This is a genomic window from Rouxiella silvae (assembly GCF_002093625.1).
Taxonomy (GTDB): domain Bacteria; phylum Pseudomonadota; class Gammaproteobacteria; order Enterobacterales; family Enterobacteriaceae; genus Rouxiella; species Rouxiella silvae.
The window spans coordinates 23,497-44,791 of the sequence record NZ_MRWD01000022.1 but is presented as its reverse complement, the minus strand read 5'-3'; the positions used below and the strand labels follow the sequence as shown (position 1 = coordinate 44,791).

Annotated in this window: 19 protein-coding genes; 4 read left to right on the top strand and 15 right to left on the bottom strand. The window is 52.8% G+C overall.

The annotated features are described in order from the left end of the window. Positions 1-164: 164 nt before the first annotated feature. The gene (locus BS639_RS10805) at positions 165-1,457 is read right to left on the bottom strand and encodes an MFS transporter (RefSeq protein WP_055774521.1); all 1,293 of its coding nucleotides are present in this window, start codon (positions 1,455-1,457) and stop codon (positions 165-167) included. 425 nt (positions 1,458-1,882) lie between these two features. Between BS639_RS10805 and uxaC the strand changes: the two genes are divergently transcribed. The 3 genes from uxaC (at position 1,883) to BS639_RS10790 (ending at position 5,563) form a co-directional block, all read left to right on the top strand. Continuing rightward, positions 1,883-3,295 (top strand): glucuronate isomerase, encoded by a 1,413-nt coding sequence (gene uxaC, locus BS639_RS10800; protein WP_084983087.1) that lies wholly within the window; start codon positions 1,883-1,885, stop codon positions 3,293-3,295. An 89-nt stretch (positions 3,296-3,384) separates the two neighbouring features. After that, positions 3,385-4,875 carry a UxaA family hydrolase gene (locus BS639_RS10795; RefSeq protein ID WP_084983086.1) on the top strand — a complete coding sequence of 497 codons (1,491 nt, stop codon included), beginning with the start codon at positions 3,385-3,387 and terminating at the stop codon, positions 4,873-4,875. A gap of 127 nt (positions 4,876-5,002) precedes the next feature. After that, complete coding sequence (locus BS639_RS10790) at positions 5,003-5,563, top strand: YgjV family protein (protein ID WP_055774532.1); 561 nt, start codon at positions 5,003-5,005, stop codon at positions 5,561-5,563. Between the two features lie 37 nt (positions 5,564-5,600). Here the strand turns inward: BS639_RS10790 and BS639_RS10785 are convergent, their stop codons facing one another. The 10 genes from BS639_RS10785 to argF form a co-directional block, all read right to left on the bottom strand. Continuing rightward, the gene (locus BS639_RS10785; protein WP_055774535.1) at positions 5,601-6,332 is read right to left on the bottom strand and encodes a proteasome-type protease; all 732 of its coding nucleotides are present in this window, start codon (positions 6,330-6,332) and stop codon (positions 5,601-5,603) included. Positions 6,333-6,359: 27 nt separating this feature from the next. Next, a complete protein-coding gene (locus BS639_RS10780) occupies positions 6,360-7,154 on the bottom strand; it encodes a transglutaminase family protein (protein ID WP_055774538.1) in 795 nt (264 codons plus the stop codon). Next, the gene (locus BS639_RS10775; RefSeq protein ID WP_055774541.1) at positions 7,151-8,077 is read right to left on the bottom strand and encodes an alpha-E domain-containing protein; all 927 of its coding nucleotides are present in this window, start codon (positions 8,075-8,077) and stop codon (positions 7,151-7,153) included. The genes BS639_RS10780 and BS639_RS10775 overlap by 4 nt, the downstream gene beginning before the upstream one ends. Continuing rightward, entirely contained in the window at positions 8,071-9,507 is a 1,437-nt protein-coding gene (locus tag BS639_RS10770) for a circularly permuted type 2 ATP-grasp protein (RefSeq protein ID WP_084983085.1), read from the bottom strand. Before BS639_RS10770 ends, BS639_RS10775 begins: the two co-directional genes overlap by 7 nt. 313 nt (positions 9,508-9,820) lie before the next feature. Then, on the bottom strand, positions 9,821-10,207 hold the full coding sequence (gene ridA / locus BS639_RS10765; protein WP_055774547.1) for a 2-iminobutanoate/2-iminopropanoate deaminase: 387 nt from the start codon (positions 10,205-10,207) through the stop codon (positions 9,821-9,823). Between the two features lie 79 nt (positions 10,208-10,286). Further along, entirely contained in the window at positions 10,287-10,751 is a 465-nt protein-coding gene (pyrI, locus tag BS639_RS10760) for an aspartate carbamoyltransferase regulatory subunit (RefSeq protein ID WP_084983084.1), read from the bottom strand. A gap of 10 nt (positions 10,752-10,761) precedes the next feature. Next, positions 10,762-11,697, bottom strand: coding sequence for an aspartate carbamoyltransferase (pyrB, locus tag BS639_RS10755; protein ID WP_084983083.1), 936 nt, complete (start codon positions 11,695-11,697; stop codon positions 10,762-10,764). A 39-nt stretch (positions 11,698-11,736) separates the two neighbouring features. Further along, positions 11,737-11,880: a hypothetical protein gene (locus BS639_RS24920; RefSeq protein ID WP_158086933.1), complete on the bottom strand. Its 144-nt coding sequence runs from the start codon at positions 11,878-11,880 to the stop codon at positions 11,737-11,739. A gap of 64 nt (positions 11,881-11,944) precedes the next feature. Continuing rightward, complete coding sequence (locus BS639_RS10750) at positions 11,945-13,765, bottom strand: alpha-amylase family glycosyl hydrolase (RefSeq protein ID WP_084983082.1); 1,821 nt, start codon at positions 13,763-13,765, stop codon at positions 11,945-11,947. 155 nt (positions 13,766-13,920) lie between these two features. After that, positions 13,921-14,928, bottom strand: coding sequence for an ornithine carbamoyltransferase (gene argF / locus BS639_RS10745; RefSeq protein ID WP_084983081.1), 1,008 nt, complete (start codon positions 14,926-14,928; stop codon positions 13,921-13,923). Positions 14,929-15,088: 160 nt separating this feature from the next. On the opposite strand from argF, the gene rraB reads away from it, so the two are divergent. Continuing rightward, entirely contained in the window at positions 15,089-15,550 is a 462-nt protein-coding gene (gene rraB / locus BS639_RS10740) for a ribonuclease E inhibitor RraB (RefSeq protein WP_055774575.1), read from the top strand. A 145-nt stretch (positions 15,551-15,695) separates the two neighbouring features. Here the strand turns inward: rraB and BS639_RS10735 are convergent, their stop codons facing one another. The 4 genes from BS639_RS10735 to pepA all read right to left on the bottom strand — a co-directional run bounded on the left by BS639_RS10735 (position 15,696) and on the right by pepA (position 21,284). Next, a complete protein-coding gene (locus BS639_RS10735) occupies positions 15,696-16,211 on the bottom strand; it encodes a GNAT family N-acetyltransferase (protein WP_055774579.1) in 516 nt (171 codons plus the stop codon). 162 nt (positions 16,212-16,373) lie between these two features. Beyond that, on the bottom strand, positions 16,374-19,229 hold the full coding sequence (locus tag BS639_RS10730; RefSeq protein WP_055774582.1) for a valine--tRNA ligase: 2,856 nt from the start codon (positions 19,227-19,229) through the stop codon (positions 16,374-16,376). Between the two features lie 9 nt (positions 19,230-19,238). Then, the gene (locus tag BS639_RS10725) at positions 19,239-19,706 is read right to left on the bottom strand and encodes a DNA polymerase III subunit chi (protein ID WP_055774586.1); all 468 of its coding nucleotides are present in this window, start codon (positions 19,704-19,706) and stop codon (positions 19,239-19,241) included. A 66-nt stretch (positions 19,707-19,772) separates the two neighbouring features. After that, entirely contained in the window at positions 19,773-21,284 is a 1,512-nt protein-coding gene (pepA, locus tag BS639_RS10720; RefSeq protein ID WP_055774588.1) for a leucyl aminopeptidase, read from the bottom strand. Positions 21,285-21,295: the final 11 nt, after the last annotated feature.

Genomic DNA, 21,295 nt, shown 5'->3' with positions numbered 1-21,295 from the left:
TTAAGGCTCTTTAAGTTAACGTCAAAAACGGAGTAAGTAACAGTTTTGTCCAGTTGTTATACCAGTATACGAGCAACAGTGGGGCTGAGGGAAGGGGAATGCCCGGCATTGGCAAACTGTGTGACGAGGGTAAACAGTCGTCAACGCCGGAGGGAATTAAGGGCCTAGGCTTTAGCGGCCTGCATGGGGGCAACAAGCGGATTAACGGCCGAGCGGTTTTGCAGCACCGTCCAGATGATAATCGCGCCCAACAGATCAAACACCGACAGCGCGGCAAACAGCGGGCTGAACCCAATAGTGTCGGCCAGCGCACCGACCACCAGGGCAAACAGCGTACTTGCCGTCCATGCCGCCATGCCAGTCAGGCCATTAGCCGTGGCGACCTCGTTTCTACCAAACACATCGGAGGAGAGCGTGATCAATGCACCCGAAAGGGACTGATGAGCAAAGCCGCCTACGCACAGCAGGGCGATGGCCACATACGGGCTGGTAAACAGACCAATCAGGCCTGGACCAATCATTAGCAGCGCGCCCATGGTAACCACCAGTTTGCGCGAAACGATCAGGTTTACTTTGAAATGTTTCTGGAAGAAAGGAGGCAGATAGCCGCCCAGAATGCAGCCAAGGTCGGCAAAGAGCATAGGCATCCAGGCAAACATGGCGATCTCTTTTAAATTAAAGCCATAGACCTTAAACATAAACAGCGGGATCCAGGCATTAAAGGTGCCCCAGGCTGGTTCCGCCAAAAAGCGCGGCAGAGCAATGCCCCAGAATTGACGATTGCGCAGGATTTCCCAGGCAGACATCTTTTTCTGATTAGTGGTCAGATGCTGTGCTTCTTGGCCGCCTAGAATGTACTCACGCTCATCTTCACTGAGTTTTTTCTGATCTTTAGGATGTTTATAGAAGATTAACCAGCACACCGCCCAAATCAGGCTAAGTACCCCGGTAATAACAAACGCCAACTGCCAGCTGTGCATCACAATAGCCCACACCACCAGCGGAGGCGCAATCATGCCACCAATCGATGAGCCAACGTTGAAATAGCCGACGGCAATTGAGCGCTCCTTGGCAGGAAACCACTCGCTGCTGGCTTTAAGTCCGGCCGGAATCATCGCCGCTTCGGCCATACCGACTGCACCACGCGCAATAGCGAGTCCGCCCCAGCTACTGGCCAGCGCCGTAGCGGCACAGAACAGCGCCCACATAATGGCAAACATTGCATAGCCCACCTTGGTGCCCATCACGTCGAGCACATAACCGGCAACGGGCTGCATGATGGTGTAGCAGGCGGAATAGGCGGCAATAATGTATGAATATTGTTGGGTAGTAATGTGGAGTTGGTCTTGCAATGTCGGTGCCGCAACGGCAATCGCGTTGCGAGTCAGATAACCCAGAATGGTACCAACCGTCACGAGGGCGATCATGTACCAGCGTAACCCTTTGATCTTACGCATTCAAATCTCTCCAATAAAAGAAACAAGCTGTGAATTGCACGTCTGCGGGTCTCGTCGTCAAGGGGACAACCATGCCGTATGGACAGCAGGATGTTGTGGCAGGCGATCACAACTTGATCCTCACAAGGCGAAATCACGATAACTTGTCATACAGATTTAAAATTTGAGTGACATCACAAAATCACTTTTAAATAGTGTGGATAATGGTACTCATGATGACTTATGTGACAAAAATATCAAAATCAGCCAGTTATTCAATATTTCGTGACGTATATCGCATTTATTAAGCGGAATGAGACCGTATGTTTTACTGGACGGCACGATTAATTGGTGTGATAACTTTGTGTAATCGAGTGACAGCTCAGATCTCAATCAGATCTCAATCAGGTCTTAATCAGACTGGAATGGAAGAAGAGGAACCCCATATGTCGCAGTTTTTACCGGAAGATTTTCTGCTGGATACCGAAATAGCCCGCCGCTTATATAATGAGTACGCGAAGGATCAGCCGATATTCGATTACCACTGCCATTTGCCACCGGAGCAAATTGCCCAAAATTATCGTTTCAAAAACTTGTACGACATCTGGTTGAAAGGCGATCACTACAAGTGGCGGGCAATGCGTGCCAATGGCGTGGCAGAGTCTTTATGTACCGGGGACGGCAGCGATCGGCAAAAATTTGATGCTTGGGCGGCCACGGTGCCGCACACTATCGGTAATCCGCTGTATATCTGGACCCATCTTGAGCTGCGCCGACCGTTTGGTATTACCGGTAAGCTGCTTTCCCCCGCGACAGCGAATGAAATCTGGCACCAAACTAACGATCTTTTGGCACAGGACACCTTTTCTGCACGCGGGATCATGGAACAGATGAACGTCAAGATGGTCGGCACAACCGACGATCCGCTTGACACCCTCGAGCACCATAAAACCATTGCCGCCGATGCTTCATTCAAAATAAAAGTGCTGCCGAGTTGGCGTCCGGATAAGGCGTTCAATATTGATGCTCCGGGCTTTAATGACTACATGCAGCGTTTGGCGCAGGCCGCCGACACGGAAATTTCACGTTTCAGCGCGCTGTGTGACGCGCTGAAAAAACGCATGGATCATTTTGCAGCACACGGCTGTAAAGTGTCGGATCACGCGCTTGACGTGGTGGTGTATGCCGAAGCCGACGACGCGACGCTTGACGCCATTCTGTCTCGCCGTCTGGCCGGTAAGCTGCCTTCCGAACAAGAAAGTGCCCAGTTTAAGACCGCAGTATTGCTGTTCCTGGCTTCGGAATATCACCGCCGTGAATGGGCGCAGCAGTACCACATCGGCGCACTGCGTAATAATAATACCCGCATGCTGGATATCCTTGGCCCTGACGTTGGATTTGATTCAATCAATGATCGGCCTCTGGCTGAGCCTTTATCACGTCTGTTGGGCGCACAGGGCAAAAACGGCGGTCTGCCAAAAACGATCCTTTACGGCCTTAATCCGCGCGACAACGAAGTGCTTGCCACCATGGCCGGTAATTTTCAGGGTGAAGGCGTGCGCGGAAAAATGCAGTACGGATCGGCCTGGTGGTTTAACGATCAAAAAGACGGTATGCAGCGGCAGATGTTGCAGCTGGCCAATATGGGCCTGCTGAGTCGGTTCGTTGGCATGCTCACCGACAGTCGCAGCTTCCTGTCTTATACGCGCCACGAATACTTCCGTCGCATTTTGTGCCAGATGATTGGCCGCTGGGTAGCCGAAGGTGAGGCGCCGAACGACATTAATCTGTTGGGCGAAATGGTCAAAAACATCTGTTTCGACAATGCCAAAGAGTATTTTGGCATTGAACTGCATTAAGCCGTGAGTGACGAAACGAGCGGCAGATTCAGCACACTGTAGAGCGTGGAATGCGCGCAGCAATCACGGCGTAGGGTAAGAGGTAGTTTATGAAAAGTATGATTCAAATTCATTCCACCGATAATGTTGCCGTTGCGCTGCGCGATTTGGCCGAAGGTGAGCAGGTTGAGATTGCGGGCCAGATTATTACACTGCCCCAGCCGGTGGTGCGAGGCCACAAGTTTGCCCTTCAGCCCCTCGAAAGCGGGCAAAATATCATTAAATATGGGCTGCCTATCGGACATGCACTCACCGCCGTCGCCCTGGGTGAACATATTCACTCGCAGAATGCCAAAACCAACCTTAGCGATTTGGATGAATATCAGTATCAACCCGAATTCAGCGACGTGTCGGCACAAATGGCCGATAGACCGGTCTCGGTCTATCGGCGTGAAAACGGTCTGATTGGCATTCGCAATGAATTGTGGATCGTGCCTACCGTCGGCTGCGTTAACGGAATTGCCAAGATGATCCAGCAGCGTTTCCTTAAAGAAACGCAGCAGGCGGCAGGAATCGACGGCGTACACCTGTTTACTCACCCGTTTGGCTGTTCACAGTTGGGTAAAGATCACGATAACACCCGCGTCATGCTTCAGAACATGGTGCGGCATCCCAACGCGGGTGCGGTATTGGTGATAGGTCTGGGCTGTGAGAATAATCAGGTCGACGTGTTCCGCGAAACGCTGGGTGAGATAGACGATCGGCGTGTTCGGTTTATGATCTGCCAGAAATTTGACGATGAAGTCGAGGCGGGCGTTGAACGTCTTCACGAGCTCTATCAGGCAATGCTGGCCGACAGGCGCACGGAAGGCAAGCTGAGCGAGCTCAAGTTTGGCCTCGAATGCGGGGGATCCGATGGATTATCCGGGATCACCGCCAATCCTTTGCTCGGAAGATTTTCTGACTATGTGATAGCCAACGGCGGGACGTCGGTGTTAACAGAAGTGCCTGAAATGTTTGGTGCTGAACGTATTTTGATGAGCCGCTGTCGCGATGAAGACACATTCGACAAAACGGTGAACATGGTCAATGATTTCAAACGATATTTTATTGCCCATCAGCAGCCAATCTATGAAAACCCGTCGCCGGGCAACAAGGCGGGCGGAATTACCACGCTGGAAGAAAAGTCGCTGGGCTGCACGCAAAAAGCCGGTCAGAGTCCCGTAGTGGACGTGCTGAAATACGGCGAGCGTTTGCAGCGCCCCGGCCTCAATCTGTTGAGTGCGCCGGGCAATGACGCGGTCGCCACCAGCGCGCTGGCGGGTGCCGGTTGCCACATGGTGTTGTTCAGCACCGGTCGCGGCACGCCCTACGGCGGTTTTGTGCCGACTATTAAGCTGGCGACCAACAGCGAGCTGGCAAACAAGAAGCCGCACTGGATAGATTTCGACGCCGGTAAGCTTATTCACGACACGCCGATGGATCAGTTATTAAGTGAGTTCGTCAGTCTTATTGTGGATATCGCTAACGGAAAACCCAGTAAAAATGAACTTAACGATTTTCGCGAATTGGCGATTTTTAAGAGCGGAGTCACATTGTAAGCCATGTTAAATCGGGCTAGCATACGGCGGCATTTTTCTCATAAAACGCCGCCCCTTTCTGCCTTGCGCCCCCAGTCACGGGACGCGAAGAGAAGGTGCTTTTCGAGTATCACGTGGATGTAATGACATGACGCTTTACTGGTTTGCGCAGGGGGTGGGTCTACTGGCTTTTTGCGTTGGCATCACGATGTTTTTCAATCGCAGCGATCGCCGATTTAAACAGCAACTGTCGGCCTACAGCGCCATTATCGGCATCCACTTTCTGTTAATGGGGGCCAATGCGGCAGGCAGCACGGCGCTGCTCAATGCCGTTCGTACTCAGCTTGCCTTACGCACGCGCAGCCAGTGGGTGATGCTGGTTTTCATCACCCTGACGCTAATTTTCGGGCTGGGCAAGGCTAAACATCTCATGGAGCTGTTGCCGGTTATTGGCACCGTAGTCAGCACTTGGGCGCTGTTTCGCACCTGCGGTATGAAAACGCGCTGCATTATGTGGTGTTCAACCTGCGGCTGGGTCGCGCACAACATTTGGCTTGGATCGATAGGCGGTACCCTGATCGAGGGCAGTTTCCTCGTCATGAACGGGTTCAACATTATTCGGTTTTATCGGTTACAGCAGCGTGGCATCGATCCTTTTGCCGTCGAAACGCAGCTTGAGAAGAAAGAAGCTCAGGCAGACACGGCATAATAAAACGGCCTTCTTGATGGAAGGCCGCGGCGGTAAATCATTTTTCCAGTTTCAACGTGGGTAGCTGGGCAAAAATACTCAATAGTCCCTCTCCCCATCCGGTGCGGATCATCTGAAAATACGGATGATCTTCGGTTATCCGATACTGCTGAGCCTTACTGAAACTGTCTTTTGGATAGATCATAACGTCGAGCGGCAGTCCAACCGACAGATTGCTGCGCAGGGTAGAGTCCATCGAAATAAGCGCACACTGCATCGCCTGATCCAGCGCGGTGTTGTAGGTCAACACGCGGTCGATAATCGGCTTACCGTACTTGCTTTCACCCACCTGAAAATACGGCGTATCGTGAGTGGCTTCAATAAAATTGCCCTGCGGATAAACGTGGAACAGGCGCATTCCTTCACCCTCAATTTGCCCACCAAGCAGCAGATTGCAGCTGAAATCGGTCATTCCGCCCTGATTCGCGCCACTGTCGCGGGCAATCACTTCCCGCACCGTTTCACCCAACAGGCTCGCTGCGTCGTACATTGACGCCACGTTGAGCATATTGGGGCGATCCGGGTCAAGACAGCGCTTGTGCAACAGGCTGAGAATGCTCTGTGTGGTCGCCAAATTGCCGGCACTCTGAATCACCAGCATCCGCTCATCGCTCTGATGAAAAACATGCAGTTTGCGGAAAGTGGAAATATGGTCCACCCCAGCATTGGTTCGCGAGTCCGAAACAAACACCAGGCCAGAGGACAATCGCATGGCCACACAGTAAGTCATACCAGTTACCTATATATTCAGTCAGAATTATTGGGGAATATCGAGTATTTGTACCGCAGCGACGGTGTGCATATCTTCACATCCGCCCCCTAACCGGATGCCGCGTACCGGGCAGGCATCAAGATAATCTATACCGATAGCGAGTTTCAAATGTTGATTGGGCTGGCAAGTATTATTTGTTACGTCAAAACTTTGCCAACGATCATCAAGCCAGGCTTCTGCCCAAGCATGGGTGGCAACGTGCGCGCTATCTTCACTGTATAAATAACCGCTTACGTAACGCGCCGGAATGCCAAGACTGCGACAGCAGGCCAGAAACACGTGAGTATGATCCTGACACACGCCCTGCTGTGCACTAAATGCCTGCGCTGCACTGTCTTTTACCGTCGTGGTGCCAGGACTGTAGGGCATTTTAAGCAGCAGCTCGCCCATCAGTTTGCACAGGCTTTCATGCTGGGCCTGTGGACGATAATAGCGCGAGGCAAAGTCGCGGATTGCCGGATCCGCATGGGTCAGTTGGCTGGTACGCAGAAACACTAGCGGTGACAGGTGCCCGCAGTTGTCGTCCTCTACGTTGTCTTCTATTTCAACCACCCCGTTAGCCTCGATGGTGATCGCCTGATGTGGCTGGTCGAGGGTCAGCACGTGCAGCACGTTGCCGTAGGCGTCGATGGTGCGGGTGGCATATTCCGGCAGGCTGAGATCCCAGGTCAGGATTTTCTGGTGGCTGGAGTTCTGCGGCGTCAGGCGTAGATATTGGGTGCTGCGTTTAACCTGCTGCGCATAGGTATAGTGCGTCTGATGACTGACGTTAAGTTTCATTGTGCCTCCAGATAAGTTTGATGAATGCTATCTGCAATCGCGCTGGTTTGGTTGAGGAAGTCATTGAGCCAGTCACTCAGGCCCACTTCCTGGATTTCGGCCAGCGTCGAGAAGCGCAGCTGGGCATGCAGCGTGTGGGCGCGGCGGCGCGGCAGATTCCCGACGGTGCCACCAATCAATTCAAGCTGTTCGGTCATGACCTCGACGCAGGCCAGTAAAGAGCGCGGCAGTTCGCGGCGTAGAATCAGCAGATCGGCGATGGTTTCGCGGCTGAGCTGTTGTTTATATAAGGTGTGGAAGGCTTCGCGGGCGCTGACCGCACGCAGCAGCGTGTCCATGCGGTAATATTCGCGAACCGGATCTTCGTCAGCGTCGAGCAACTGATTTTTGGCTTCGAGCAGGCGCGCGGTGCTGTCTGCGCGCTCGAGCATGGTGCCGAGACGGATAAAATACAGCGCATCGCTGCGCAGCAACGTCCCAAACATGGCACCGCGGAACAGGTGTGAACGCTCTTTCACCCAGTCGAAGAAGCTGTCTGCACCCGCCGTGCCTACGCCCTGACGGCGGATTATTTTCATCTCAATCCACGAGGCGTTAATGCTTTCCCAGACTTCCGAGGACAGACTGCCGCGCACCGCATGGGCGTTGTTCCAGGCCATTTGCAGGCAGCTGTAAATGCTGCTGGGATTATTGGGGTCGAGTGCAAAGAAATTCAGCAGGTTATTCATCGTAACTTGCTGATAGGTCTCATTAAAAAGTGTCTGAGTGCCGGTAAGCAGTAAAGGAACCAGCAGGTCATGATTATTATCGCGGATAGACATCATCGACAGTTTGTTGGTGACGTCCATCAGGCGAGCCATGTTTTCAGCCCGTTCAAGATAGCGGGCCATCCAATAGAGTTCACTGGCCGTTCTGCTTAGCATGCGTCATCCTCCAAAACCCAGGTGTCCTTAGTGCCGCCGCCCTGAGAAGAGTTAACCACCAGCGAGCCTTCTTCCAGCGCCACGCGGGTTAGTCCGCCCGGCACCAGGCGTATCTCGGCACCGGTTAATGCAAAGGGGCGCAGGTCAATGTGGCGCGGTGCCAAGCCTTCTTCAACAAACGTGGGACAGGTTGAAAGCGCCAGTGTGTCCTGAGCAATATAGTTTTCCGGACGTGCCTTGAGCAGGTCGCGGAAGTGAGCAATCTCTGCCTGACTGGCTTTTGGACCAATCAGCATGCCGTAGCCGCCCGCACCGTGAACCTCTTTTACGACCATTTTTTCTAGATTAGCAAGCACGTAGGAGAGGTCCTGTTCTTTGCGGCACTGCCAGGTTGGCACATTATTCAGTATGGGATCTTCCGACAAATAGAAGCGGATCATGTCCGGTACATAAGGGTAGATAGACTTGTCGTCGGCCACGCCGGTGCCGATGGCGTTCGCCAGCACCACGCCGCCGGTGCGGTAGACTGAAAGCAGCCCCGGTACGCCGAGCATCGAGTCAGCACGAAAAGCCAGCGGGTCTAGGAACGCATCGTCGAGGCGGCGATAAATGACGTCAACCTTGCAGGGACCGGCGGTAGTACGCATAAATACAGCGCCTTCTTTCACAAATAAATCAACGCTTTCAACCAGTTCAACGCCCATTTGTTGGGCCAAGAAGCTGTGTTCGAAGTAGGCGCTGTTGAAACGTCCCGGCGTTAACACCACCACCGTAGGGTCGTTCACCGGGGTGCTTTCACGCAGAGTTTGCAGCAGATAAGAAGGGTAGCGAGAAACCGGGGCAATACGTTGTTCACTAAACAGTTCTGGATAAAGCCGCATCATCATTTTGCGGTTTTCCATCATGTAAGAAACGCCGGACGGAGTGCGCAGATTGTCCTCAAGCACGTAATATTCACCGTCGCCGCTGCGAACCATGTCGGTTCCAGCAATATGCGCGTAGGTGTCTCGGTGCAAATTAACGCCCTGCATGCAGGGTTGATACTGTTCATTGGCTAACACTTGCTCGGCCGGAACAATTCCTGCCTTAAGTATTTTTTGGTCATGATAAATATCGTGCAGGAAACAGTTAAGGGCCTGTACCCGCTGGCGGATCCCGCGGTCGAGCATTTGCCACTCTCTGGCCGGAATAATGCGCGGCACGCTGTCAAAAGGGATAAGACGCTCGGCGCCGTCGTCATCCCCGTACACGTTAAAAGTAATCCCCACCCGATGAAACAACAGCGCAGCTTCCTCTTTCTTGCGCTGAACGGCCTGTTGATCGGCCTGCTGTAACCATTGCCAGTAGGCTTGATAATGGCTGCGGTGCTTCCCTTCAGCCATTAACATTTCATCAAAAAAGGGTGAATCGAGTAGGTCAATATTGATCATCATCACCTCACTGACATAACAGGCTAGGGTTCGTGCATAACAAAATTCTGACTACGCCTAAATCAACACGCACAAACTGTGCCAGCGTGCAAAAGTCTGTAGAAAACGCATAAATAGAGGGGATGTCGCGCTTTTATAGTGCGAAACGAGGCGCGTATTAGCTAAAAATGAGCCAAAAAAGTGCGTCATTTATCAGTATGGTCGCTGATGAAGCATTCACAAGTGCGGGTACCGCGAGGGGTGGTAGAGAGGGGGATGTGGCATAAAAAAGGCCAGCACCGAGGCTGACCTGTTTAATATCGAAGAGGGGGGCTTAGCGACGAATGGCGATAGCTTCAATCTCGATTTTAACGTCTTTAGGCAGACGAGCAACTTCAACGCATGAGCGCGCTGGGAAAGGAGCACTGTGCTCGGTAAAGAACGCTTCATAGGTCGCATTAACGGTGGCGAAGTCGTTGAGATCTTTAACGAAAACGGTGGTTTTCACGATGTCGGAGACTTTCAGACCTGCTGCTTCGACAATGGCCTGCACGTTTTCAAGTGACTGGCGCGCCTGAGCGGCGATGTCTTCGGCTACGTTGCCGGTTTTTGGATCAACAGGGATCTGGCCGGAAGTGATGATCATGCTGCCGAGATCGACGCCCTGAACGTAAGGACCAATTGCCGCTGGTGCGTTTTCTGTGCTGATTTCGCGAGACATAATGTTTCCTTGATGAGATGAAAAATTGTCCTGACAGTATAGGGAGCGGGGAGGGAGAAAGCATCCCCAAAATCTCCTTCTATTCGTTGTTCAAAACAACTTGATGTTCGAACTCTTTCTCACAGTATTTACACTGCAAATGGACTTCGCCGTGGCGATTTTTCACCGCAAAGCTGGAGGTGACCGCCTCAAAGCGACTGATGCAGTTACTGTTAGGACAACGCAGCACACCCTCGATGCGGTCGGGCAGGCTTGGCTGTAGCTTCTTCACTACCACATAATCGTCAATGCGGTTTACTGTGGCATGGGGCGCATACACCGCCAGCTGGTTAACCTGCTGCTCGGTGAGAAAGGTGTTTTCAATTTTGATAATGTCTTTGCGGCCAAGCTCGTTAGAGGGCAGGTTCAGGCCAATCGTAATGCGCTGATCGGTTTCGGTCAGTTTAAACAATGACAGCAGCTTAAAACCAATTTGCGCCGGAATATGGTCGATAACCGTGCCGCATTTGATGGCTTCTACCTGGAGTTTGTTATCTTGCGTCATGGTGTGCTCCTTATTGTGCGGTGTCGGCGTTTAAAACCAGTGCTAACAGTGCCTGACGGGCATAAATCCCGTTACCGGCCTGCTGGAAATAGAAAGCGTAGGGTGTGCTGTCAACGTCGGTGGTGATTTCGTCAACGCGCGGCAGCGGGTGTAGCACTTTCAGGTTGGATTGGGCATGGGCTAAATCGGCAGCGCGCAAAATAAACTGCGCCTTGACGTTGGCGTACTCCGACGGGTCCAGGCGCTCTTTCTGTACGCGCGTCATGTACAGAATATCCAGCTCTGGCACCACTTCTTCAATGGTTTCATGCAGGCTGTATTCAATGCCTTTCTCTTTGAGCAGATTGAGAATGTACTCCGGCATGGCCAGCGCGTCCGGCGCAATGAAATAGAAACGGTTACCGTTAAATTTGGCCAGTGCCTGCGCCAGGCTGTGCACGGTGCGGCCGTACTTCAAGTCACCGACCATCGCGATTTTGATGTTGTCGAGACGGCCCTGGGTTTCCTGAATAGTGAACAGGTCGAGCAGGGTCTGAGTCGGATGCTGGTTAGCACCGTCACCGGCGTTGAGGATAGGAATGCTGCCGGAGAATTCTGTGGCCAGACGCGCTGCGCCTTCCTGCGGATGGCGCATGATAATCGCATCGACATAGGTGCTGATAACCGAAGTCGTGTCTGCCAGTGTCTCGCCTTTCTTGCCTGCCGAGGTGTTGCTTCCGTCGGCAAAACCTACGACAGAGGCACCAAGGCGATGGACCGCGCTCTCAAACGACAGGCGGGTACGGGTGGACGCTTCAAAAAAGCAACTCGCTATCACCTTATGTTTCAACAGCTCAGGCTGTGGATTGGCTTTTAAACTGGCGGCCGTGTCTAACACCAGCTCCAGTTCTTCACGGCTGAGATCGTTAATTGAAATAATGTGTTTTTGGTACAGCGGATTAGCCATTGTCGCTCTCCTTTACGATGACAGACAAAAAAAAGCCCCTCAATGAGGGGCTTTCAGCGATCGATTCTTTATTTGCAATACTACCGGCATTTGCAAAATCATTGGGAGAGACAACGGCTGAACGCCGCCTACAGGCACAGGGTTCGGTGAAGCATCGAAGCGCAGTGTGATGTCGTTTTTCATGTCAGTCTCCCGGCAAATTGTGGCGCATTATACGCGCACGAATTCTGCCTGCAAGAGGGTTGCTTCACCTTTTTGCTTTACGGGGACGGCCAGTAAGCAATCGGTTGGCTTCAGATCTTTTCAGCGAGATAAAAATCTTTTTCCGCCAGCGGCGCAGTCTGCCCAGTCGCTCTGGCGCTTTAAGTTTGTGCTCTATCCACACCACCTGCCACGGCTGGAGGCGCATCTGGCCGGTAAACTGTTCGCCGGCAATCAAGTCTTTACCTTCAACGGCCAGTTTAAAGGTTTGCGATTGGCCACTGATGTTGAAAATACAGCTGATGCGGTTCTCCGATTTGGGGTCATAACGCTCTAGGGCAAACAGTTTGTCACCCAGTTCAAATACTCGCTGACCGGCCTGAGGAGAAAAAGCCGGGCGTGTACGCCGAATAGCGATCAGTTTCTTTATGCCGTTAAACACCCTAGACCGCAGAGATCCCGGCTGCGTGAGCTCTTTTTCAACGTCGTCGAGCTGGAGTTTCTTGCGGCTTATTCGTCGACTTAGACCGGACTGATGCATACCTTCAAGGTCATTTTCACTGCCGAGCAGGCTGTGAATATAAATCGCCGGAACGCCCATAAACGACAGCAGTAAAGCCTGAGCCGCCAGAAACTTATTCGCCTTAAGCTCGATGCTGTCGTCCACTTCGGTGATAGCGCTGAGATAGTTAATATTCAGCTCATAGGGTGAATGGGTGCCGTCACCGTTGTCTTTATAGGAGACTCGCCCCTCTTTGCGCTGTGTTTCCTGCGCCAAATATTTTCGTTCGTTGTCATCAAGGAACGTCTCGGTAGGGCGTAAACCAATGCCGTCGTGGCTGGAGAGAAAGTTAAAATAGGTGGTCTTGGGATAGTGTGCCTCGGCGTTCAGTCCCTGCGCCCACTGGGTCAGCGTGCGTGTATCTTGGCGCAGGAAGGCGTGCAGCGTTAGCGGCGGAAGGGCGAATTGATAAACCATGTGCGCTTCATCGCCTTCACCAAAGTAGCTGATATTCTCATGGTGGGGCACGTTGGTTTCAGTAATGATGCGCGTGCCGGGGATCACCTCGTCGAGGATGGTGCGCCACAGCTTGATGATATTGTGCGCCTGCGGCCGATGAATACAGGGGGTACCCATCTCCTTCCAAATGTAGCCAATGGCATCAAGGCGAATCGACTGCCCGCCGCTTGCCGCATATTGCAATATGACATCGATGCTTTCGAGCAGCACCTGTGGATTTTTGAAATTGATGTCGATTTGATCTTCGCTAAATGTGGTCCACAAATACAGTTCGGTGCCGTCAGCTTTGATAAACGGCGTCAACAGCGGTGAGGCGCGGGGGCGCACGACGCGGCTGTAGTCCAGCTCTGGATTGGCATCGATGAAATAGTCGCGGTAATAAGGCTCGTCGTTAATATAGCCTTTCAGCCAGTCGCTTGAGCGTGATATGTGGTTGATAACGCAGTCAAACATCAGATTAAAGTTGGCGGCGAGGTGGTGAATATCACTCCAGCCGCCGAGGTGGTCGTCGATGCGCCGGTAGTCAATGACGCTGAATCCATCATCGGAGCTGTAAGGATACATCGGGAGAATATGAATATCGCTGATGGTGTCGTTTAAGTGCTGATGGGCAAAGTGATTGAGCGTAGCGAGCGGCGGTTTGTCCGGTTGCGAAATCGTGTCGCCATAGGTGATGAGATAGATATTGGTGCCGTCCACCCATTGCTGCGAACGATGCGCACCGTAGTTCCATTTCTCACCAAGATGCAGGATTTTTTTTATCAGATCGCCAATGTGTTCTTTGGGATAGACCCTGCTCAGCAAGCTTTCCAAGCGAAGCACGAACTCAGGATTCACTGCACCCATAACCGTTTCCTTTATTATTCACATGATAAAAGATTAACTCTATAAAAGGTTAGTTGATAAACAGGGGGGCGAGGGGTAAAGGAAAGTAAAAGTGCAATATTAAGGGGCTGCGGCAGCCCGTTGGCCAGTGCCAACAGGCTGGAAAGCGGGTTTGATCACATTGTGCCTAAGGTAGCAACCATCACGGCTTTGATGGTGTGCATGCGGTTTTCAGCCTGATCGAAGACCACGCTGAGCGGCGACTCAAACACTTCGTCGGACACTTCCATACCGCCTTTCAAATCGTACTCTTCTGCCATCTGGCGGCCAAGGGTGGTTTGGTCATCGTGGAAAGCCGGCAGGCAGTGCAGGAATTTAACCGCAGGATTGCCGGTTTTCGCCACCATCGCCATATTCACTTGATAAGGGCGCAGCAGATTAATACGCTCTTTCCACACTTCTTTGGGTTCGCCCATCGAGACCCATACGTCGGTGTAGAGGAAGTCCGCGCCCTTGACGCCAGCATCGATATCTTCAGTAAGGGTTATAGACCCCCCGTTTTGCTGAGCCAATTGCTGACAGCTTGCGACCAGGTCGGCGTCAGGCCAGCAGGCTGAGGGCGCAACCAGACGCAGGTCCAGGCCACACAACGCTGCTGCTTCAAGCAGTGAGTTGCCCATGTTGTTGCGCGCATCGCCCAAATACGCCAGCGACATTTGCGACAAGGTTTTGCTCGGCAGATGCTCTTGCATGGTCAACAGGTCGGCCAAAAGCTGGGTAGGATGAAATTCATTGGTCAGTCCGTTCCATACCGGTACGCCCGCATGTTCGGCCAGCGTTTCGACAATTTCCTGGCCAAAACCGCGATATTGGATACCGTCGTACATTCTGCCCAACACGCGCGCGGTGTCTTTCATCGACTCTTTATGGCCAATCTGGCTGCCGCTTGGGCCGAGGTAGGTGACCTGAGCGCCCTGATCATAAGCGGCAACTTCGAAAGAGCATCGAGTGCGGGTAGAGTCTTTTTCGAAGATGAGCGCTATGTTCTTCCCTTTAAGGTAAGGCTTCTCGCTGCCGTTTTTCTTGGCAGTTTTCAACTCGGCGGAGAGCGATAACAGGGTGTCAATTTCTGACGGGGTAAAATCCAGTAGCCTAAGAAAATGGCGTTTACTTAACAGACTCATGTGTCTATCTCCGAAACTTATCCAATGAATTAAAATTCAATTTATATGTATGAATATGCAATTACAACCCCCAAATAAAAACTTTGTCGTTTATAGTGGAGGCAAGCCCTCTGCTGTGTGAAAATAGCGTCTAAACGTCATATTGATTGAGGACAGAGGCATGGCAAACCGTGAATTGCTAGACGAACAACGTAATGAGACCCGCTTAATCATCGAAGAGCTGTTGGAAGACGGTAGCGATCCTGACGCGCTTTACACTATTGAGCATCATTTCTCCTGTGAGAAATTCGACGTTCTGGAGCGAGCAGCGGTAGAGGCCTTCAAGCTGGGCTATGAAGTGACAGACGCAGAAGAGCTAGAAATTGAAGACGGCTCGGTGGTGATGTGCTGTGATGTGATAAGCGAAGTGGCGCTTAATGCAGAACTCATCGACACGCAGGTTGAGCAGCTGGTAGCACTGGCAGAAGCCAACGGCGTGAACTACGACGGTTGGGGCACTTACTTTGAAGACCCGAACGGCGAAGACGGCGACGATGAAGATGATGAAGACGACGAAGAAGAAGACGAACACGCTGCGCCTAAAAACATTGTTGATAAAGACGACGACGGCAAACGCCACTAAGTCTTTAAATTAATCTGCTGCGCGTCGGCGATAAGGCGTTGGAAGCAGGTTCACCTTAGCTCGCGAGATTACAAACCGAGTTAAGGGCATGAAGTAGAAATAAAAAAGCCGGCTTAGCCGGCTTTTTTATTGCATAAACAGCGTATTAAAGTGATTTAAGCATGGTGACTTCACAGTCAACGTGACCGGTGCTGCCGAGCGCGCCGTCAATGTGTTCAAAGCCGAGATGCTCATACAGCGCTATGGCTTGGGTCAGGCTGGCGGTGGTTTCGAGATAACAGCGGGTAAAACCTTGCTCTTTCGCGTAGGCCATGGCCTGCAGTGCCAGTCGCTTGGCCAGGCCCTTGCCGCGCAGGCTGGACATAAAATACATCTTCTGCAGTTCGCAGATATCCTCGCCTTCACCGATTAAGGGAGCAACGCCGCCGCCGCCCGCTATCTTGCCGTTGAGTTCTACGACCCAATAGGCACTGCGCGGCTGACTGTAGATTTCGCAAAGAATATCCAGATTGGGGTCGGCAACCGTATAGCCCTTGTCGGCGGTTAGACCAAACTCGGCGGATACTTGACGAATAACCTGGGCGATCGCGGCATTGTCATCACAGGTGATGCGTCGCACTACGACATCTTGTTGTGTTGAGTCGATCACAGCTGTAGTCATATCAATAACTCAAAATTTTCATGGAATGAACTTTCAGGGAATGGCAGCGTCGTTTTTTTAATCACTCGCATTTAATACCGCGTGGCGCTGCTTTTTGCAATTCTAAAAAAAACGGCGGAGCTTTCACTCCACCGTTGTTAGACATTACCGACTCAGCGTTGCTTACAGCGCGGCAATGGTAACTTGTTGTTCCTGAATCTTTATCTTGGCTTCTGCACAGGCCTGCAGTCTTTCACGCTCTTTGGCAACCACCGCTTCTGGCGCACGCGCCACAAAGCCTTCATTCGACAGTTTGGCTTCGATACGTTCAACTTCTGCATCCAGCTTGGCTATCTCTTTGGTCAAGCGCTCAAGCTCGGCCTCTTTATCTACCAAACCTGCCATCGGGATCAGCAGCTCTGCGCCCTCAACTAGCTTAGTCACAGAAACCGGTCCTTTATCGCCCGCCGCCAGCACAGTAATTGATTCCAGACGTGCCAGTGATTTGATAAAGCTCAGGTTCTGCTCTACACGACGCTGTGCATCAGCGCTGGCGCCGCGCAGCAGCAGCTCGAGAGGTTTACCCGGCGCGATGTTCATTTCGGCACGCACGTTACGAATAGCAATGATTGCCTGCTTGATCCATTCGAGATCGACCAATGCGCTTTCATCAGCTTTGTCGGCCGAAAACTCTGGGAAAGGTTGCAGCATAATGGTGTCTGCGGTGATGCCTTTCAGCGGTTTAACGCTCTGCCAGATGGTTTCTGTAATGAACGGAATAATTGGGTGCGCCAGGCGCAGCAGGCCTTCGAGTACTTCAACCAGTGTATTACGTGTGCCGCGCAGCTGTGCTTCAGTGCCGCCGTTCATGACCGGCTTGGTCAGCTCCAGATACCAGTCGCAGAACTGGTTCCAGGTGAATTCATACAGAATGCTGGCCGCCAGGTCGAAGCGATAGCTGTCCAACGCTTCACGGTAGATTTTCACCGTGCGGTTGTATTCGGCAAGGATCCAACGGTCCGCCAGAGACAGCTGGAGTTCGCCGCCGTTCAGGCCACAGTCCTGGTCTTCGGTATTCATCAGCACAAAACGGCTGGCGTTCCAAAGTTTGTTACAGAAGTTGCGGTAGCCTTCAAGACGCTTCATGTCCCAGTTGATGTCGCGACCGGTTGAGGCCAGCGCCGCCAGGGTAAAGCGCAGGGCGTCGGTGCCGTGCGGTTCAATCCCGTTCGGGAACTGCTTCTCGGTGCGCTTGCGAATTTTTTCCGCCAGCTGCGGCTGCATCATGTTGCCGGTGCGTTTTTCCAGCAGGTCTTCCAGTGAGATACCGTCGATCATATCCAGGGGATCGATAACGTTACCTTTTGACTTGGACATTTTCTGTCCTTCGTCGTCGCGGATCAGGCCAGTCATATAAACGGTATTGAACGGAACCTGTGGTTTGCCGTTTTCGTCTTTCACGAAATGCATGGTCATCATGATCATGCGGGCAATCCAGAAGAAGATGATGTCGAAGCCGCTCACTACCACACTTGACGGGTGGAAGGCTTTCAGATCCGGCGTCTCGTTTGGCCAGCCCAGCGTCGAGAAGGTCCACAGGCCGGAGGAGAACCAGGTATCGAGCACGTCTTCGTCCTGGCTCAGCACCACGTCTGCGGCAAGGTTGTTCTCGCGGCGCACTTCTTCTTCGTCACGGCCGACAAAAACATTGCCTTCGGCGTCGTACCAGGCCGGGATGCGGTGACCCCACCACAACTGGCGAGAGATACACCAGTCCTGAATGTCGCGCATCCAGCTGAAATACATGTTTTCGTACTGTTTAGGTACGAACTGGATCTCGCCTTGCTCAACCGCCTCAACCGCCACTTTTGCCAATGGTGCAGTTCGCACATACCACTGGTCGGTCAGCATCGGCTCAATGACCACGCCGCCGCGATCGCCATAAGGGATAGTCAGGTCGTGAGGTTTAATCTCTTCCAGCAGGCCCAGCTCGTCAAATGCGGCCACGACGGCTTTACGCGCGGCAAAGCGCTCAAGGCCACGGAACTGCTCAGGAATTTCGTTGCTGCACGCGTCGCTTTCTTCGCCTTTGGTGTCGAACACTTCAGCGGTCTGGCGAATGTCGCCGTCGAAAGTCAGGATGTTAATCATCGGCAGGCCGTGACGTTTACCAACTTCATAGTCGTTAAAGTCATGGGCAGGGGTGATTTTTACGCAGCCGGTGCCTTTTTCCATGTCGGCGTGTTCGTCACCGAGGATAGGAATACGGCGACCTACCAGCGGCAGAATAACTTCTTTACCGATCAAGTCTTTATAGCGCGGATCTTCCGGGTTAACCGCCACGCCGGCATCGCCGAGTTCGGTTTCCGGGCGGGTGGTGGCTACCACCAGATAGTCTTTACCGTCGGCCGTTTTGACGCCGTCAGCCAGTGGATAACGCAGGTGCCAGATGGATCCTTTCGATTCGCGGTTTTCAACTTCGAGGTCAGAGATCGCGGTGCGCAGTTTCGGGTCCCAGTTTACCAGGCGTTTGCCACGGTAAATCAGGTCCTCTTTATACAGGCGAACAAACACTTCTCGAACGGCGTTAGACAGGCCTTCGTCCATGGTGAAGCGCTCGCGCTCCCAGTCGACGGAGTCGCCGAGACGGCGCATCTGGCGCGTGATGGTGCCGCCCGATTCTGATTTCCACTCCCAGATTTTGTCGATAAAGGCTTCACGACCGTAATCTTTACGCGTCTTGCCTTCTTCTGCGGCAATTTTGCGCTCAACTACCATCTGAGTGGCAATACCGGCATGGTCGGTCCCCGCCTGCCACAGGGTATTTTTACCCTGCATGCGCTGATAGCGGATCATGGCGTCCATGATGGTTTGCTGGAAAGCATGACCCATATGCAAGCTACCGGTAACATTCGGCGGCGGGATCATGATGCAGAAGCTTTCCTTACTGGTATCACCGTTAGGCTTGAAATAGCCCTGTTCTTCCCAGTGCTCGTAAAGCGGTTGCTCGATATCTTGCGGGTTATATGTCTTATCCATTTCGCTTCGTTAGTCTGTAGTCGTTGTATTGGCCGCAGGCGGTGTCGCCGTGGTCAAATTGAAGCCGACGCTGCGATAGGCTTTGTAGCGATCGCGCGCCAGCTGCTTTAAAGAATCTTCGTAAGGAACGAAGTCTACCACTTCATGGAAAGCGGTGGCAAAATCTGCAAATTGTCCAAGCAGGCTAATCAGCAAATCTCGCGGGGCATTTCCACGTTTTCCGGGCCAGCAAAGCTCGACGGGGGCGCCAAATCTCGGGCCTTCTCCCGCCAGATTGTGTGGCACAAACTGGTCGGCATCACGTTTCCACAGCGCCTCATCCAAGCGCTCTGCCTGCGATTGGTCTTCGCAGGCGATAAGCACGCGTTGACCCGCACGGTAGCGCAACGCGGCAATCTGGCACGCCAGCGCCTCGTGGCTGCTGAGCCCGTCTGCGGCGTCGGGTGAGTCGAGAAGAAAAAATGTAGCCTGTTTCATGGTGTCTTCCTAACGCCATCCTCCCGCGCACAAGGCGGTGAAGGATGGGTTTACAGCAGTGGGCGATTAATCGTCGCCGTTAAGACCAGCACGGTTTAACAGGAACTGGGACAGCAGAGAAACAGGGCGACCCGTTGCTCCCTTGTTTTTGCCTGAACGCCATGCGGTACCGGCGATGTCGAGATGTGCCCAGTTGTACTTTTCTGCAAAGTGCGACAAGAACACACCGGCGGTAATCGCACCGCCCGGACGGCCGCCGATGTTAGCCATATCGGCAAAGTTGGACTGAAGCTGTTCGTCATACTCGTCGCCCATCGGCAGACGCCACGCGCGGTCACCGGCCTGTTCGGAGGCAGTGATAAGCTCGTGGGCCAGCGGATTATGGTTAGACAGCAGGCCAGTGATGTGATGACCCAGCGCAATCACGCAGGCACCGGTCAGCGTGGCGACGTCGATGACCAGCTCAGGGTCGAAACGCTCAACGTAGGTCAACGCGTCGCACAGAACCAGACGGCCTTCGGCGTCGGTATTCAGCACTTCAACGGTTTTTCCTGACATGGTCGTTAAAATGTCGCCCGGACGGAATGCGCGGCTGCCTGGCATGTTTTCACAACCGGCCAACACGCCCACCACGTTTAACGGCAATTTCAGCTCGGCCACTACGCGCATCACGCCGTAGACCGTGGCTGCACCACACATGTCGTACTTCATTTCGTCCATGTCGGCCGCTGGCTTAATGGAGATACCGCCGGAATCGAAGGTCAGTCCTTTACCCACCAGCACGATCGGCTTAGCGTCGGCGTTAGGATTACCTTTATATTCCATCACCGACATCAACGATTCGTTTTGCGAACCCTGACCCACGGCGAGATAGGCGTTCATGCCCAGTTCTTTCATCTGCTGTTCGCCGATGACGCGCGTGGTGATGTTGGAGCTGAATGCGTCGGCCAACTGGCGCGCCTGTGAGGCGAGGTAAGCCGCATTACAGATGTTAGGCGGCATGTTGCCCAAATCTTTCGCTGCTTTAACGCCGTAAGAGATTGCCAGTCCGTGCGCAATGGCGCGGTCACCGCTGTTAAGCTCGCGGCGAGTCGGCACATTAAAGACCATTTTACGCAGCGGTCGGCGTGGCTCAACGCGATTGGTTTTAAGTTGGTCAAAGGTATAGAGCGACTCTTTTGACGTCTCTACCGCCTGACGGACTTTCCAGTACGTATTACGTCCTTTAACGTGAAGCTCGGTGAGGAAGCAAACGGCTTCCATAGAACCCGTTTCATTAAGGGCGTTGATTGTTTTCTGAATAACCTGCTTATACTGGCGCTCGTCGAGTTCACGTTCTTTACCGCAGCCTACCAGCAAGATACGCTCGGACAGAATGTTTGGAACATGGTGCAGGAACAGGGTCTGTCCCACTTTTCCTTCCAGTTCACCGCGGCGGAGCAGGGCGCTGATGTACCCGTTGCTGATCTTGTCGAGCTGTTCAGCCATAGGTGACAGGCGGCGAGGTTCGAAAACGCCGACTACAATACAGGCACTGCGCTGTTTTTCCGGGCTACCGCTTTTTACACTGAACTCCATGCACTCTCCTG

Coding starts and splice junctions, on each gene's coding strand:
- BS639_RS10735 (WP_055774579.1), bottom strand. CDS start 16,211: ATGACTACAGCTGTGATCGACTCAACACAACAAGATGTCGTAGTGCGA.
- BS639_RS10750 (WP_084983082.1), bottom strand. CDS start 13,765: ATGGGTGCAGTGAATCCTGAGTTCGTGCTTCGCTTGGAAAGCTTGCTG.
- BS639_RS10785 (WP_055774535.1), bottom strand. CDS start 6,332: ATGACTTACTGTGTGGCCATGCGATTGTCCTCTGGCCTGGTGTTTGTT.
- BS639_RS10725 (WP_055774586.1), bottom strand. CDS start 19,706: ATGAAACAGGCTACATTTTTTCTTCTCGACTCACCCGACGCCGCAGAC.
- BS639_RS10805 (WP_055774521.1), bottom strand. CDS start 1,457: ATGCGTAAGATCAAAGGGTTACGCTGGTACATGATCGCCCTCGTGACG.
- BS639_RS10730 (WP_055774582.1), bottom strand. CDS start 19,229: ATGGATAAGACATATAACCCGCAAGATATCGAGCAACCGCTTTACGAG.
- BS639_RS10790 (WP_055774532.1), top strand. CDS start 5,003: ATGACGCTTTACTGGTTTGCGCAGGGGGTGGGTCTACTGGCTTTTTGC.
- ridA (WP_055774547.1), bottom strand. CDS start 10,207: ATGTCTCGCGAAATCAGCACAGAAAACGCACCAGCGGCAATTGGTCCT.
- BS639_RS10795 (WP_084983086.1), top strand. CDS start 3,385: ATGAAAAGTATGATTCAAATTCATTCCACCGATAATGTTGCCGTTGCG.
- argF (WP_084983081.1), bottom strand. CDS start 14,928: ATGAGTCTGTTAAGTAAACGCCATTTTCTTAGGCTACTGGATTTTACC.
- pepA (WP_055774588.1), bottom strand. CDS start 21,284: ATGGAGTTCAGTGTAAAAAGCGGTAGCCCGGAAAAACAGCGCAGTGCC.
- BS639_RS10770 (WP_084983085.1), bottom strand. CDS start 9,507: ATGATCAATATTGACCTACTCGATTCACCCTTTTTTGATGAAATGTTA.
- uxaC (WP_084983087.1), top strand. CDS start 1,883: ATGTCGCAGTTTTTACCGGAAGATTTTCTGCTGGATACCGAAATAGCC.
- pyrB (WP_084983083.1), bottom strand. CDS start 11,697: ATGGCTAATCCGCTGTACCAAAAACACATTATTTCAATTAACGATCTC.
- rraB (WP_055774575.1), top strand. CDS start 15,089: ATGGCAAACCGTGAATTGCTAGACGAACAACGTAATGAGACCCGCTTA.
- pyrI (WP_084983084.1), bottom strand. CDS start 10,751: ATGACGCAAGATAACAAACTCCAGGTAGAAGCCATCAAATGCGGCACG.
- BS639_RS10775 (WP_055774541.1), bottom strand. CDS start 8,077: ATGCTAAGCAGAACGGCCAGTGAACTCTATTGGATGGCCCGCTATCTT.
- BS639_RS10780 (WP_055774538.1), bottom strand. CDS start 7,154: ATGAAACTTAACGTCAGTCATCAGACGCACTATACCTATGCGCAGCAG.
- BS639_RS24920 (WP_158086933.1), bottom strand. CDS start 11,880: ATGAAAAACGACATCACACTGCGCTTCGATGCTTCACCGAACCCTGTG.